12 protein-coding genes are annotated in these 13,099 nt (G+C 64.7%); 5 read left to right on the forward strand and 7 right to left on the reverse strand.

Annotation, left to right across the window (positions count from 1 at the left end; translation table 11 throughout):
- Positions 1–350 precede the first annotated feature (350 nt).
- Together ACE10W_RS15820 and ACE10W_RS15825 are read left to right on the forward strand one after the other, a co-directional pair.
- Positions 351–1,025: a response regulator transcription factor gene (locus ACE10W_RS15820; RefSeq protein ID WP_011086528.1), complete on the forward strand. Its 675-nt coding sequence runs from the start codon at positions 351–353 to the stop codon at positions 1,023–1,025.
- 1 nt (position 1,026) lies between these two features.
- Positions 1,027–2,463: an ATP-binding protein gene (locus ACE10W_RS15825; RefSeq protein WP_304552534.1), complete on the forward strand. Its 1,437-nt coding sequence runs from the start codon at positions 1,027–1,029 to the stop codon at positions 2,461–2,463.
- Positions 2,464–2,502: 39 nt separating this feature from the next.
- Here the strand turns inward: ACE10W_RS15825 and ACE10W_RS15830 are convergent, their stop codons facing one another.
- From ACE10W_RS15830 to ACE10W_RS15855, 6 genes are all read right to left on the reverse strand, one after another.
- A complete protein-coding gene (locus ACE10W_RS15830) occupies positions 2,503–3,789 on the reverse strand; it encodes a M20/M25/M40 family metallo-hydrolase (protein ID WP_304552535.1) in 1,287 nt (428 codons plus the stop codon).
- A 121-nt stretch (positions 3,790–3,910) separates the two neighbouring features.
- The gene (locus ACE10W_RS15835) at positions 3,911–5,512 is read right to left on the reverse strand and encodes a TRAP transporter large permease subunit (protein WP_028170834.1); all 1,602 of its coding nucleotides are present in this window, start codon (positions 5,510–5,512) and stop codon (positions 3,911–3,913) included.
- Positions 5,509–6,048, reverse strand: a complete 540-nt coding sequence (locus ACE10W_RS15840) for a TRAP transporter small permease subunit (protein WP_011086532.1) — start codon at positions 6,046–6,048, stop codon at positions 5,509–5,511. Before ACE10W_RS15840 ends, ACE10W_RS15835 begins: the two co-directional genes overlap by 4 nt.
- A gap of 293 nt (positions 6,049–6,341) precedes the next feature.
- On the reverse strand, positions 6,342–7,376 hold the full coding sequence (gene moaA, locus ACE10W_RS15845) for a GTP 3',8-cyclase MoaA (protein WP_028170835.1): 1,035 nt from the start codon (positions 7,374–7,376) through the stop codon (positions 6,342–6,344).
- A gap of 120 nt (positions 7,377–7,496) precedes the next feature.
- Positions 7,497–7,982: a hypothetical protein gene (locus tag ACE10W_RS15850; RefSeq protein ID WP_304552537.1), complete on the reverse strand. Its 486-nt coding sequence runs from the start codon at positions 7,980–7,982 to the stop codon at positions 7,497–7,499.
- A gap of 137 nt (positions 7,983–8,119) precedes the next feature.
- Positions 8,120–8,812, reverse strand: a complete 693-nt coding sequence (locus ACE10W_RS15855; protein WP_011086535.1) for an HAD family hydrolase — start codon at positions 8,810–8,812, stop codon at positions 8,120–8,122.
- 150 nt (positions 8,813–8,962) lie between these two features.
- Here ACE10W_RS15855 and rpiA point away from each other — a divergent pair, with 150 nt between their 5' ends.
- Genes rpiA through gor form a run of 3 tightly spaced genes read left to right on the forward strand, consistent with a single transcriptional unit; the run spans position 8,963 to position 11,677 of the window.
- Complete coding sequence (rpiA, locus tag ACE10W_RS15860; protein WP_011086536.1) at positions 8,963–9,688, forward strand: ribose-5-phosphate isomerase RpiA; 726 nt, start codon at positions 8,963–8,965, stop codon at positions 9,686–9,688.
- Between the two features lie 2 nt (positions 9,689–9,690).
- Positions 9,691–10,242 (forward strand): DUF2059 domain-containing protein, encoded by a 552-nt coding sequence (locus ACE10W_RS15865; protein ID WP_011086537.1) that lies wholly within the window; start codon positions 9,691–9,693, stop codon positions 10,240–10,242.
- 46 nt (positions 10,243–10,288) lie between these two features.
- Complete coding sequence (gene gor / locus ACE10W_RS15870) at positions 10,289–11,677, forward strand: glutathione-disulfide reductase (protein ID WP_304552538.1); 1,389 nt, start codon at positions 10,289–10,291, stop codon at positions 11,675–11,677.
- A 59-nt stretch (positions 11,678–11,736) separates the two neighbouring features.
- Here gor and ACE10W_RS15875 read toward each other — a convergent pair whose 3' ends face one another.
- Positions 11,737–13,032: a DUF892 family protein gene (locus tag ACE10W_RS15875; RefSeq protein WP_011086539.1), complete on the reverse strand. Its 1,296-nt coding sequence runs from the start codon at positions 13,030–13,032 to the stop codon at positions 11,737–11,739.
- Between the last annotated feature and the right edge of the window lie 67 nt (positions 13,033–13,099).

Below are 13,099 nucleotides of genomic sequence, written 5' to 3' on the forward strand. Positions count from 1 at the left end.
TTGCCCATATCCGGCAAATTAGCAAACAAGTCCTGGATAGTAACTGATCCATATCATCGGGATCAGGCGCTCACCGGCGGTGGGCTCGGGTTTGGAATCCGATCCTACCCGCGTGCGTGGTGGATGACCGTCGAAGGCCTGAAAGCGGCAATGCCGTCTCGTTGCGCTCCACCGGCCGGCATCGCGGCTTTATCAGGACACTTCTGATCGGCTTACGTGAGCCTGACAGGAAGGCCCGCCGCGTGTTTTTTCGCTGGCCGAGGCGTCCGGAATGGTGGAAGAGAGCGATGATGCGGCCCTGGCCGTAACCTTGGCCGTAAGATGACTCCGGAACATCCGGCGGGACTGAGATGCGCCTTCTGATCGTCGAAGACAATGCCGAGCTGTCGCGGCTGGTGGCCGCCGGGCTGTCGGCGGCCGGCTACGAGAGCGACATCGTGAGCAGCGCGGCCGAGGCGCGCGAGGCGGTCGGCAGCGTCAGCTATGCCGCGATGATCCTCGACCTCGGCCTTCCCGACGGCGACGGCCTGTCGGTGCTGCGCGAGCTGCGCCGGCAGATGGAGCCGCTGCCGGTGCTGGTGCTGACCGCGCGCGGCGGCTTGCAGGATCGCGTCAACGGCCTGCGCAGCGGCGCCGACGACTATCTCGCAAAGCCGTTCGCGATGGAGGAGCTGGTGGCACGGCTGGAGGCGATCCTGCGCCGGCCGGGCCAGCTGCTCGGCCGCTCGCTGCGGTTGGCCAACCTCGTCTACGACACCGAGAGCCGCCAGATCTTCATCGACGACCAGCCGCGGATCATCTCCGCGCGCGAGGCCTCGGTGCTCGAGATCCTGCTGCGCCGGCAGGGGCGGGTGGTGCCGAAGAAGAACGTCGAGGATCACATCTTCGGACTCGAGGGCGAGGTCGCCTCCAACGCCGTCGAGGTCTACGTCTCGCGGCTGCGCAAGCAGCTCACCGAACACGGCGCCAAGGTCGTGATCCACACCATCCGCGGCGTCGGCTATCTCATGGCCGAGGAGAAATAGCGTGTCCGCCGCCCGGTCATTCACCAGGCCGACGTTCAAATCGCTGATCTCGCGCATCGTGTTCCTCCACATCGTGGCGGTCGCGGTGGTTGCGATCTTCCTGCCGCTGGTGCTGTTCTGGCTGCTCAACTCGGAGGTCGACCAGCTGCATCGCGATGCCATGCGCGCCCAGGCCGAGGTGCTCGCCGAGCGCATCGTCCCGCAGGCGGACGGCACGTTGACGTTCAATCTGCCCGACAGTCTGAGGGGCCTCTATTCGGAAGCCTATGGCCGCTACCAGTACGACATTCGCGATGCCGACGGACGCGTGCTGTTCTCGTCGCGGCGAAAGACCGGCGATACTGCCCCACCACGCTTGTCCGAGACGATTTCCGGTGCCGGCGTGAGCCGCGTGATCGAGGGCAGGACGGTGCGCATCCGCGTCGCCGAGGATCTTTCGCATCGCGACGTCATCATCGACGACATCATCTCGAACTTCTTCCGGCGGGTCGGGTGGATCACCATCCCGATCCTGCTGATCCTGCTCGCCACCGACATCATCATCTTCCGTCGTGCGGTCGCGCCGCTGTGGAAGGCCTCGGAGGAGGCCAGCAATATCGGCCCGGCGCGCACCGACATCCGCCTGCCGACGGAGCAGATCCCGCGCGAGATCATGCCGCTCGTCACCGCCGTGAACCAGGCGCTCGATCGCCTCGAGGACGGCTTTCGCGTGCAACGCCAGTTCACCGCGGACGCCGCGCATCAATTGCGTACGCCGCTTGCGATCCTGCGCACGCGGATCGAGACGCTCGGCGACCGCGAAGCAAGGCAGGCGCTGCACGCCGACATCGAGAGCATGAGCCGCATCGTCGCCCAACTGCTGGAGATCGCCGAGCTCGACACGCTGGTGCTCGATCCCGGCGAGACCGCCGACCTGCGCGCCGTCTGCACCGAGGTGGTCGGCGCGATCGCGCCGTTCGCGCTCGCCCAGCACAAGGACATCGCACTCAGGGGCACCGACGCGCCGGTGATGGTCCACGGCAATTCCGAGATGCTCCAGCGCGCGATCTTCAACCTCGCCGAAAACGCCATCAAGTTCACCGCAAAGGATACGTCCGTCGATGTCGAGGTCGGTGACGACGGTGTAGTGCGCGTGCGCGATTGCGGTCCCGGCATCGCGGACGCCGAGCGCGAGCTGATCTTCCAGCGCTTCTGGCGCGCCGACCGCCAGCGCAGCGACGGCGCCGGTCTGGGGCTCTCGATCGTGCGCGGCGTGGCGGAGGACCATGACGCGACGGTGGCGGTGGAGAACCTTCCCGGTGGCGGCGCGGAGTTCACGCTGCGGTTTCGGCTGGCGGAGAGGGCAGGCGGCCCCTCTCCCCTCATATCCGCCGAAGCCTTGGCGAAGGCGGATGTGGGAGAGGGTGGCATAGGCGGCCTTCGGCCGCCGTCCTCATAACGCCGATGCTTTGCATCGGCGTCCACTTTAGGGCGGCCGCTATTTCAGCTTACCCGTGGACAGGTCCATGATCATGCGCGTGGCCAGATAAAGCCGCGGCACGATGCTGTTGATCTGCACATATTCGGCATCGTTGGAGTGCGCGCCGAAGCCCGACAGGCCCATGCCTTCCACCACGGCTCCGCTGGTCTTGAGCGCGGCAAACGCGGCGTCGGTGCCGCCGCCGGTCGCCTTCTCGTCGACCTTGAGGGACAGTCCGATCTCCCCATAGATCGTCTTGCCGTAGGCCGCGACGCGGCGCGAGGCGTCGTTGGCTTCCAACGGCGGACGACGCACCTCGAATTTCAGCTCGACCCTGGAGTCGGGCAGCAGGCGATTCTTGATCTTCTCCTGCAGCGCCTTCTGCAACTCGTCGAAATCGGCGACCTTGAGCGCACGCGCATCGGCCTGGGCCGTGGCGTCGGCCGGGATGACGTTGCGGTTGGTGCCGGCCTTGGAGACCGTCCAGTTCAGCTTCAGGCCCTGCTCTGGCTTGGACAGGTCCTTCATCTGCAGCACCTGGTGCGAGAGCTCGTACAGCGCGTTGACGCCGCCCTCGGGCCGCGCGCCCGCGTGCGAGGACTTGCCCTGCACCGTGAGATAGGCCGAGCCGATGCCACTGGTGGCGAGGCGCAGCGTGCCGTCGGTGCCGCCGCCTTCGAACGAGAACACCACGTCCTGATCCGCGGCGAATTTGGCGATGGTGCTGCGCCAGCCGGGCGAGGAGATCTCCTCGTCCCCATTGGTGAGCACCGTGAGCGTGCCGTAATCCTTGAAGTTGAGTTTCTGGAGCATCGCCACGGTATGGAGAATGAGCGCGACGCCCTGCTTGTCGTCGGCAATGCCGAGGCCGTAGGCCTTGTCACCGTCGACGCGGAACGGTTGGTCCTTCAGCATGCCCTTCAGGTACACCGTGTCCATGTGGGCGATCAGCATGATCTTCTTGCTGCCGGTGCCCTTGAACACGGCGTGCACGGCCGGGCCGATTGTCTCGGGCGTGTCGTCGAGGCGATAGATGTCGGTGGGGTACAAAATCTCCACTGTGCCGCCGAGCTGCTTGAGCTGGCCGGCAACGCGCTCGGCAATCTTTTCCAGGCCGTCGATGTCCTTGCTGCCCGATTCGATGCCGACGAGATCGCGCAGCGTGTCGAGCAGCGGCTGCTGCTCCTTTTGCGCCAATGCATGGACATCGGTCATCGGTTCCGCATGCGCAAACGTTGCGGCACATGCCAGCCAGAGCGATGCGATCAAGGGAGTGAACGACGGAGCAGGGTGCGATCGGGACATGCGCGGCGGTCCATCAGTTGGAGGATGGCCCGGTATGCCCGTGTTTGCGGCGCGTGTCACGTGCGCGGACGCGCGCGTCAAGAACCGCCGAGGCGGAACATGACGGCGATGGTCATGGCCGCTACTTCTGCGGCGGTCCGAGATCCAGCGGCGGCAGCTCGATCTGCGGCACCTCGATCCTGACTTTGTCGAGATCGACGTTGAGAGGCTTGTCGAGCAGGCCCGTCACGGTGATCGGGAAGATGATCACGAGCATCACCATGATCAGCTGGAGGCCGATCCAGGGCATCGCGCCCCAGTAGATGTCGGAGCTCTTCACTTCCTTCGGCGCCACGCCGCGCAGGTAGAACAGCGCAAAGCCGAACGGCGGATGCAGGAACGAGGTCTGCATGTTCACGCAGAGCATCACGCCGAACCAGATCAGCGCCGCGTCCGGTCCCACCACGGGGGCGAGGATCTTCTGCGCGATCGGCGCGATCATCGGCAGGATGATGAAGGCGATCTCGAAGAAGTCGAGGAAGAAGGCCAGGAAGAAGATGAAGAGGTTGATGAAGATCAGGAAGCCCCAGACGCCGCCGGGCAGCGAGGTCAGGAGGTGCTCGAGCCAGACGCCGCCGGAGACGCCGAGGAACACCACGGAGAAGCAGGTCGAGCCGATCAGGATGAAGGTGACCATGCAGGTGAGGCGCATGGTGGACTGGTAGCCCTGCGTGATCAGGTCGCGCAGGTCGGGGATGCGCGCGGCCCGGATGCAGATCCACGCCACCGCCAGATAGGTAAGGGCGAAGGCGAGCTTGAAGATCAAATTCTCGCTCATCATCATCGCGACGATGGTGCCGACGCCGGCGGCGATCACGCCTGTTATCAGGATCTTGCGGTCGGTCGAGGTGAAGTCCTTGTGGTGGATCGCGGCGAGCACGATGGCGCCGACGGCACCCATCGCGCCGGCTTCGGTCGGCGTGGCAAGGCCCATCATCATGGTGCCGAGCACGACGAAGATCAGCACGGCCGAGGGGATGATCCCCATCAGGCACTTCTTCCACAGCGGCCAGCCGGTCAGCGTGCGCGCCTCCTTCGGCACCGGCGGCACGTGGCCCGGCTTGATCAGGCCGAGGATGAACGTGTAGCCGGCGAACAGCATGATCTGGAACACCGAGGGGCCCCAGGCGCCGAGATACATGTCACCGACCGACTTGCCGAGCTGGTCGGCGAGCACGATCAGCACCAGCGAGGGCGGCACCAGCTGCGTGATCGTGCCGGAGGCGGCGAGCACGCCGGTGATGTAGCGCATGTTGTAGCCGTAGCGGATCATCACCGGCATCGAGATCAGCGCCATGGCGATCACCTGCGCGGCCACCGTGCCGGTGATGGCGCCGAGGATGAAGCCGACGATGATGACCGAATAGCCGAGGCCGCCGCGGATCGGGCCGAACAGCTGGCCCATCGAATCCAGCATGTCCTCGGCCAGCCCGCATCTCTCCAATATGGCGCCCATGAAGGTGAAGAACGGGATCGCGAGCAGCAGCTCGTTGGAGAGCACGCTGCCGAACACGCGCCCGGGAATCGCCTGAAGGAAGTTGAGATCGAAGAAGCCGAGATGGATGGCGAGGAAGCCGAAGGAAAGGCCGACGGCCGCCAGCGTGAAGGCGACGGGGAAGCCGATCAGCATCGCCAGAACCAGGCCGCCGAACATCAACGGCGGCATCATCTCCAGCGTAATCATTGGGTCGGCCTCTCGTACTTGGCGTCGATCGTCACATAGCCCTGGAGAGCCGCGATACGCTTGATGACCTCGGAAACACCCTGGAGCGCCAGCATCACGAAGCCGGCGGGGATCACGAACTTGATCGGCCAGCGGATCAGGCCGCCGGCATTGGCCGACGTCTCGCCGACGCTATAGGCCTGCATGAAGAACGGCCAGGACAGATAGGCGAGCAGGAGACAGGAGGGAATCAGGAAGAACAGCGTGCCGATCATGTCGAGCCAGAGCTGGCCGCGCTCGGACAGGGTCAGGTAGAAGATCTCGACCCGCACATGCTCATTGCGCTTGAAGGTGTAGGCCGAGCCGAACATCACGAGGATGGCGAACATGTACCATTGCAGCTCGAGCCAGCCGTTCGACGAGTCGTTGAAGGCGTAGCGGATCATGGCGTTGGCCGCGCTGACCAGGCACGCCAGGAGCACGAGCAGGTTACAGACGTACCCAATCTTTTCGTTGAGGGCGTCGATGGCGTTGCTCAGCGCCAGCAATGGACGCATCTTACTTTCTCTCCGTCGCGGCCTTACATTTCACGGAAGGCTTCAGCACGCATCGCTCGGCTCGCGTGCAAGATGCACACGACCGCACGGATTGTATTCCGGAGCGATTGCGGCGTCAGTCCTCCCCTCGTGCCTTGCCGTCTTGACCGCGACCGCCAACGGGCGGGCCGGCTTATTGTTGCCGGGCAAGCAAAGGCGGTCGCACCAAATCAGTGGCGTCACGTGCCGTCAATTGGAAAATGGACAAATTGACGCGCCGTCAAAAGCTTAGGTTAGCGGAGCGGGGCCGATCCTCAGCCGCCGGTGACGCTCATGTGCCTGGAGACGCTGGGGCGGTTGTGGCGGCGGTCGATGATGAAATCGTGGCCCTTGGGCTTCAGCCCGATGGCGCGGTCGATCGCATCCGCAAGCAGCATGTCGTCGTCCGATGCACGCAGAGGTTTGCGCAAATCGGAGGCATCCTCGTGGCCGAGGCAGGTGTGCAGCGTGCCGGTGCAGGTGATGCGCACCCGGTTGCAGGATTCGCAGAAATTATGGGTCATCGGCGTGATGAAGCCGAGCTTGCCGCCGGTCTCGGCGACGCTGACATAGCGCGCCGGGCCGCCGGTGCTCTCGGCCAGGTCCGTCAGCGTGAATTGCTGGGCGAGGCGTGCGCGCACCAGCGACAACGGCAGATACTGGTCGATCCGGCCTGCGCCGATCTCGCCCATCGGCATGACCTCGATCAGCGTCAGGCCCATGTTCTTGCCGTGGGCCCAGCGCATCAGCGAAGGCAGCTCGTCCTCGTTGAGGTTCTTCAGCGCCACCGCGTTGATCTTCACGGCGAGCCCCGCGGCACGCGCGGCCTCGATGCCTTCCAGCACCTTGTCGATCTCGCCCCAGCGGGTGATCTCGCGAAACTTCTTGGGATCGAGCGTGTCGAGCGAGACGTTGATGCGGCGGACGCCGCAATCGGCGAGCTCCCGGGCATACTTTGCCAGCTGCGTGCCATTGGTGGTCAGCGTCAGCTCGCTCAAGGCGCCGCTCGACAGATGACGCGACAGCGAGCGCACCAGCGTCATCACGTTGCGGCGGACCAGCGGCTCGCCGCCGGTGAGTCGCAGCTTCTTGACGCCCTTGGCGATGAAGGCCGAGCAGAGCCGGTCGAGCTCCTCCAGCGTCAACAGGTCCGCCTTGGGCAGGAACGTCATGTCTTCCGACATGCAGTAGAAACAGCGCAGGTCGCAGCGATCCGTGACGGAAACCCGCAAATAGCTGATGGTCCGCCCGAACGGATCGGTCATGGCGCTGGACAGCGCTGCGCGGGGGTTCGCGGAAGATCCGTTCATACCAAATGCCTTGTCACTTACGGCGACGGGCGCACCTTTGCTTCAACGGTGCTCTGAATGCAATCTAAGCATCGGACGCGGCTAGGACAATCGGGTGGTATACGTAACTCAGCCCTTGGATCAGCGCTTGCTCGCGTTCGGATCGGGGAACGGCGAGCCGGCGGCGGCCGGTTCGGCTGCCGCGGGCGCGGCTGCGACCGGTTTCGGCTTCTTCGGCCGGTGCGCTTTCCTCACCGGCTTGGGCGGCACCGCCGGCTGGAGTTCCGCAAACACCGGATTCGGATCGGTGGTGACCGAGGCGGGCGTGGTGAGATCGCCGGGGTTCTTGACGATGTTCACCGGGACGCTCGCCGGCTGGTACTTGGGCAACGCGAAGGCGACCGTGAACGGCGCGTCCGGGGCGGGAACCGAGACCGAGCAGGGGGTCTTGCAGCCCGGACCGAGCGAGGTCGAGGCATCAGCCCCCGGGGGATTGGATTCGAGCCGGACCTGAATGGTCGGGGGCGCCGATTTGAACATGTCCCAGGACATCGAGGAGCAGCCACCAAGACTTGTTGCCCCCAGGAGGCTCGCTCCCGCTAGCGCAATCGCGATCACACGACGCATCAACCACCCACTTCTACTGCGACGAACCGCCACATCCCGGGCGGACCTTAGGGACGTCGCTGAGGGCAGGCAACCGGCGCGCCGCGCATAGTCAATAGTTGGTTAACGCGGGGGTATCTTCGCTTTTTGCTGAGATTTCAGGACCTTGCCGAACCCAGCGGCGTCATCAGGCTGGTGGCTGCGGCCGGCAGGTCACGCATGTGATGGATCAGCCGGTCCGGCTTCAGCTCGGCGATCGGCACGTCCGTGTAGCCGAAGCTGACCCCGATCACGGGCACCCCGGCGCGCCGGGCTACCCCGACATCGGTTCCGGCGTCGCCGACCATGATGCTGGCTTTGACCTCGCCGCCGGCGCGGGCCACCGTTTCCCGGAAAATGGCCGGATCGGGCTTCTGGACGCCAAAGGTGTCGGCGCCGCAGATCGCCGCGAAGCGGCGGCTGAGGTCGAGCTGGTCCAGCAGGCGCTTGGACAGCCATTCCAGCTTGTTGGTGCAGACCGCCAGGCGATGGCCCTGCGCCGCAAAATGGTCGAGCGCGGTCTCGAGCCCTTCGAAAGGCCGGGATTCGACCGCGATATGCTCGGCGTAATAGGCGATGAAATCCGCCGTCATCCGATCCATGTCCGAAGGCGTGACGATGCGGCCCTCGGCCTCCAGGCCCCGCTCGATCAGCTTGCGGGCGCCGGCGCCGATCATGTTGCGGGCTGACTGCATCGGCACGGGCGGCAGGCCTTCGCGGTCGAGCACGTAGTTCAACGCGGTGATCAGGTCGGGCGCCGTATCCACGAGCGTGCCGTCGAGATCGAAGACGATGGTGTGAGGGGAGGTCATGGTCCAAGCGCTATCGGTCCGGCCGTGCCGGCGCAAGGGGCGATGCCATAAGATCAGCTTATAGGCCTGTTCCCGCACGGAAAACGAGGCTACATAGGCCGCCGCAAGCAACCTATCGGCGGCACACTCTCAATTCAGGGGCGGCGCATCGTGAACATGGACCAGTTGAAGCGGCAGGCTGCGGCGCGCGCCCTCGAGGAGGTGCGTGACGGCATGCAACTCGGGCTCGGCACCGGCTCGACCGCCAAGCATTTCGTCGAGCTGCTCGGCGAGCGCGTCGCGGCCGGACTCAAGGTGATCGGCGTGCCGACCTCCGAGGCGACGCGCCTCGATGCGACGCGCTGCGGCGTGCCGCTGACCACGCTCGACGAGATCGATCATCTCGACATCACTGTTGACGGCGCCGACGAGATCGATCCCGAGCTCAACCTGATCAAGGGCGGTGGCGGCGCGCTGCTGCGCGAGAAGATCGTGGCGGCCGCATCGGATCGCATGATCGTGATTGCCGACGACACCAAATGGGTGCCGACGCTCGGCCGCTTTCCGCTGCCGATCGAGGTCATCCCGTTCGGGCTCGGGGCGACGCGCCGGGCGATCGAGACGGCATTTGCGCAGTGCGGCGTTTCCGGGCAAATGGCGGTCCGCAAGGCCAAGGGTGGGGACAAGGATGGCCACGTTTTCGTCACCGATGGCGGCCACTGGATCCTCGATGCCCAGCTCGGACGGATCGTGGATCCGCCCAGCCTCGCCAAGGCGTTGAGCGCCATCCCCGGCGTGGTCGAGCATGGGTTGTTCATCGGCTTGGCCAGCTCGGCTGTTCTGGCGGGTGGCGAGGGAATTCGCGTGATTGAACGGCGAAAGCCGAAAGGAGACTAGGAATGAAGAGCGTTTTGAAGTTCTTGCCGGCCGCGACCCTCGCTGCGGGACTGGCCCTCTCGGCTGCCCCGGCCATGGCGCAGCAGCCGGCGCCGGCCCAGCCCAAGGCCGCCGCGGCGCCGGCTCAGCCGAAAGCCTCGCCGGCGGCGGTTGCGGCGGCCAAGGAAATTCTGCAAATCAAGAACGCGACGGCGATGTATCAAGGCGCCGTGCCCGGCCTGGTCGAGAAGACCAAGATCGCGCTGATCCAGCAGAACCTGAACTATCAGAAGGATCTCAACGAGGTGGCAGGGGTCGTCGCCCAGCAGCTCAACGGCCGCCAGAACGAGATCGGCGAAGGCATGGCGCAGATCTATGCCAGCGAGTTCACCGAGCAGGAGCTGAAGGACCTCGTCACCTTCTACAAGTCGCCGCTGGGCAAGAAGCTGATCGACGCCGAGCCGCGCGCCATCGGCCTCAGCATGGCCTTCATGAACTCCTGGGCCCAGAACTTCTCCGAGACCGTGATGGGCGCCTTCCGCGCCGAGATGCGCAAGCGTGGCAAGGAAATCTGACAGTACCTATCTCATAGGGAGTTCCTGAAAGAGGTCGGAGTGGACAATGGCTGAATTCGACGTCGACCTCTTTGTCATCGGTGGTGGTTCGGGCGGCGTGCGTGCCGCCCGCATCGCGGCTGGCCACGGCGCCCGCGTCATGATCGCGGAAGAGTACCGCATGGGCGGCACCTGCGTGATCCGCGGCTGCGTGCCGAAGAAGCTGTTCGTGATCGGCTCGCATGTCCGTCACGAGATCGAGGACGCCGCCGGATTCGGCTGGACCATCCCGTCCATGAGCTTCGACTGGGCGACGCTGATCGCCAACAAGGACAAGGAGATCGCGCGGCTGGAGGCGGCCTACACGACGAATGTCGAGAAGTCGGGCGCGCAGATCGTCAAGAGCCGTGCGGTGATCGAGGACAAGCACACCGTCCGCCTGCTCGAGAACGACAGGAAGATTACAGCAAGATACATTTTGATCGCCACCGGCGGCGCGCCCAACCATGGCGCCTCGATCCCCGGCATCGAGCACGTGATCTCCTCCAACGAGGCGTTTCACCTCAAGACGCTGCCGAAGCGGATCGTGATCCAGGGCGGCGGCTACATCGCGCTGGAATTCGCCGGCATCTTCGCGGGCTACGGCTCCGACGTCACCGTGATCTATCGCGGCGACAACATTTTGCGCGGCTTTGACGAAGACGTCCGCTCCCATGTCCGCAGCGAGATGGAGAAGCAGGGCATCACCATCCTCACCGGCTGCACGGTGGCGAAGGTCGATCGCCATGGCGAGGAATTCACCACCCATCTGTCGAACGGCTCGAGCGTGGCGTCCGACCAGGTGATGTTCGCGATCGGCCGTCATCCTTCCGTCGCCAATCTCGGCCTGGAGAAGGCCGGCGTCGCCATCAATCCGAAGAACGGCGGCATCGCGGTCGACCATTTCTCGAAGAGCTCGGTCGACAGCATCTATGCGATCGGCGACGTCACCCATCGCCACAACCTGACGCCGGTCGCGATCCGCGAGGGTCATGCGTTCGCCGACACCGTGTTCGGCAAGCGCGAGGTGAGGGTGGATCATGCCTATATCCCGACTGCAGTGTTCTCGCAGCCGGAGGTCGGCACCGTCGGTCTGACCGAGACCGAAGCGCGCGCGCAGTTCAGTCACGTCGACATCTACAAGACGACCTTCCGCCCCATCAAGGCGACGATGTCAGGCCGCGATACCCGCGTGCTCATGAAGCTCGTCGTCGATGGCACGTCCGACCGCGTGCTCGGCTGCCACATCGTCGGTGACGCCGCCGCCGAGATCACCCAGGCAGTCGCGATCGCGGTGAAGATGAAGGCGACCAAGGCCGATTTCGACGCGACCATCGCGCTGCATCCGACCGCGGCCGAAGAGCTCGTCACCATGCGCACCCCGACCGCGCGCCACGTGCGTCAGGCGGCCGAATAGCGGCGTTGGGCGGCCCTGGGCGGGGGCCGCCTTGACGTTGTCGATGCTGCGACGCCGGTCTAGCCTGCGGTGCTCGCATCGTCGGCGAAGCTCTGCTCGATGGCGGCGGGCATTTTCGCAACCGACATCAACGAACGCGCGACCTGGTTGAGCAACTGATCCGCGTTTTCCTCCTCGGCGAGATTCTTCGATAGAAGCGCGACGACGGCGCTGTGACGCAACTGCTGCGCCAGGTTGCGGGCAGTCGTGTAGCCGGCAATTTCGTAATGCTCGACACGCTGTGCGGCGCCGATCAGGGCGAGATCCGCGGCGGCATCGTCCTTCCTGGCGCCCTCCTTGATCACTTCGTCGCCTTCCTCGACAAGTCCCTGCATACCCTTGCAGGCCTTGGCGCGCGGCTTCTTGCCGAGCAGCTCGAAGCACTCGTCGAGACGTTCGATCTGCGCTTCGGTTTCGGCCAAATGAACGGTGAACAGCTCGCCGAGCTGATCGTAGCGTGCAGCCTCGATCATCTGGGGCAGCGCCTTGGTCAGTTGCTTCTCAGCATGGAGAAGGTCCCGCAGCTGGTCGATCAGCAGGTCGTCAAGGCCGATGACCGGCTCAGACGGCGAACTCTCGGCTATGATCGAAGGCGCCGTGCCGGGCTCGCCGCTCTGGAGCGCCGGGGATTCCATGAACTCCCAGTCTTCGCCCTCATTCCAGGGACCGCGCGTGTCGATTTCACCGTTGTCGCCGGATCCCGTCGAATCGTTGAAGAACTGGTCCACGAGGCCGGGCGTCGGCGCGATGCGGCCGATGCTGAACGCGGGCTTGTTCATGCTTTCCAGCGCGCGCGAGAACGCCTTCATGTGGGTGATCTCCCGCGTCATCAGGAACTGCAAGGCGTCCTTGGTGCCCGCGTCGTCGCAGAAATTGATCAGCCGTTCGTAGACTATCTTGGCGCGGGCCTCCGCAGCGATGTTGCTGCGCAGGTCGACGTCGAGTTCGCCGGTGATTTTGAGGTAGTCGGCGGTCCAGGCGTTGCCCTGCGAGTTGAACAGGCCGACGCCACCGCCTCCGGCGATCGCGATCAGGGGATCGGCTTCCGCCGCTTCGCGATCGAATTTCAGCGGCTTCAAGTGCAGGCGCGCAAGCGATCCGACAACTTCGAGGTGGCTCAATTCCTCGGTTCCGATATCCATCAGGAGATCCTTGCGGTCCGGATCTTCGCAATTGAGACCTTGAATGGAGTATTGCATGGCGGCGGCGAGCTCGCCGTTAGCGCCGCCGAACTGTTCCAGCAGCATGTTGCCGAACCGGGAATCGGGCTCGTCGACGCGAACTGTGAACATGAGCTTCTTGACGTGGTGGTACATGGAAAGACCTTTGCTTCGCAGGAGAAGTCGGGGCCAACCGGGCGCAACAGTGGACGTTCCTAATTCG

Source organism: Bradyrhizobium sp. B025 (assembly GCF_042257955.1).
Taxonomy (GTDB): Bacteria; Pseudomonadota; Alphaproteobacteria; order Rhizobiales; family Xanthobacteraceae; genus Bradyrhizobium; species Bradyrhizobium diazoefficiens.

What these genes read in the sequence shown, in the direction of transcription:
- ACE10W_RS15820 (WP_011086528.1), top strand. Translation starts at nt 351, where the DNA reads ATGCGCCTTCTGATCGTCGAAGACAATGCCGAGCTGTCGCGGCTGGTG.
- ACE10W_RS15830 (WP_304552535.1), bottom strand. Translation starts at nt 3,789, where the DNA reads ATGTCCCGATCGCACCCTGCTCCGTCGTTCACTCCCTTGATCGCATCG.
- ACE10W_RS15835 (WP_028170834.1), bottom strand. Translation starts at nt 5,512, where the DNA reads ATGATTACGCTGGAGATGATGCCGCCGTTGATGTTCGGCGGCCTGGTT.
- ACE10W_RS15840 (WP_011086532.1), bottom strand. Translation starts at nt 6,048, where the DNA reads ATGCGTCCATTGCTGGCGCTGAGCAACGCCATCGACGCCCTCAACGAA.
- moaA (WP_028170835.1), bottom strand. Translation starts at nt 7,376, where the DNA reads ATGAACGGATCTTCCGCGAACCCCCGCGCAGCGCTGTCCAGCGCCATG.
- ACE10W_RS15850 (WP_304552537.1), bottom strand. Translation starts at nt 7,982, where the DNA reads ATGCGTCGTGTGATCGCGATTGCGCTAGCGGGAGCGAGCCTCCTGGGG.
- ACE10W_RS15855 (WP_011086535.1), bottom strand. Translation starts at nt 8,812, where the DNA reads ATGACCTCCCCTCACACCATCGTCTTCGATCTCGACGGCACGCTCGTG.
- ACE10W_RS15865 (WP_011086537.1), top strand. Translation starts at nt 9,691, where the DNA reads ATGAAGAGCGTTTTGAAGTTCTTGCCGGCCGCGACCCTCGCTGCGGGA.
- gor (WP_304552538.1), top strand. Translation starts at nt 10,289, where the DNA reads ATGGCTGAATTCGACGTCGACCTCTTTGTCATCGGTGGTGGTTCGGGC.
- ACE10W_RS15875 (WP_011086539.1), bottom strand. Translation starts at nt 13,032, where the DNA reads ATGTACCACCACGTCAAGAAGCTCATGTTCACAGTTCGCGTCGACGAG.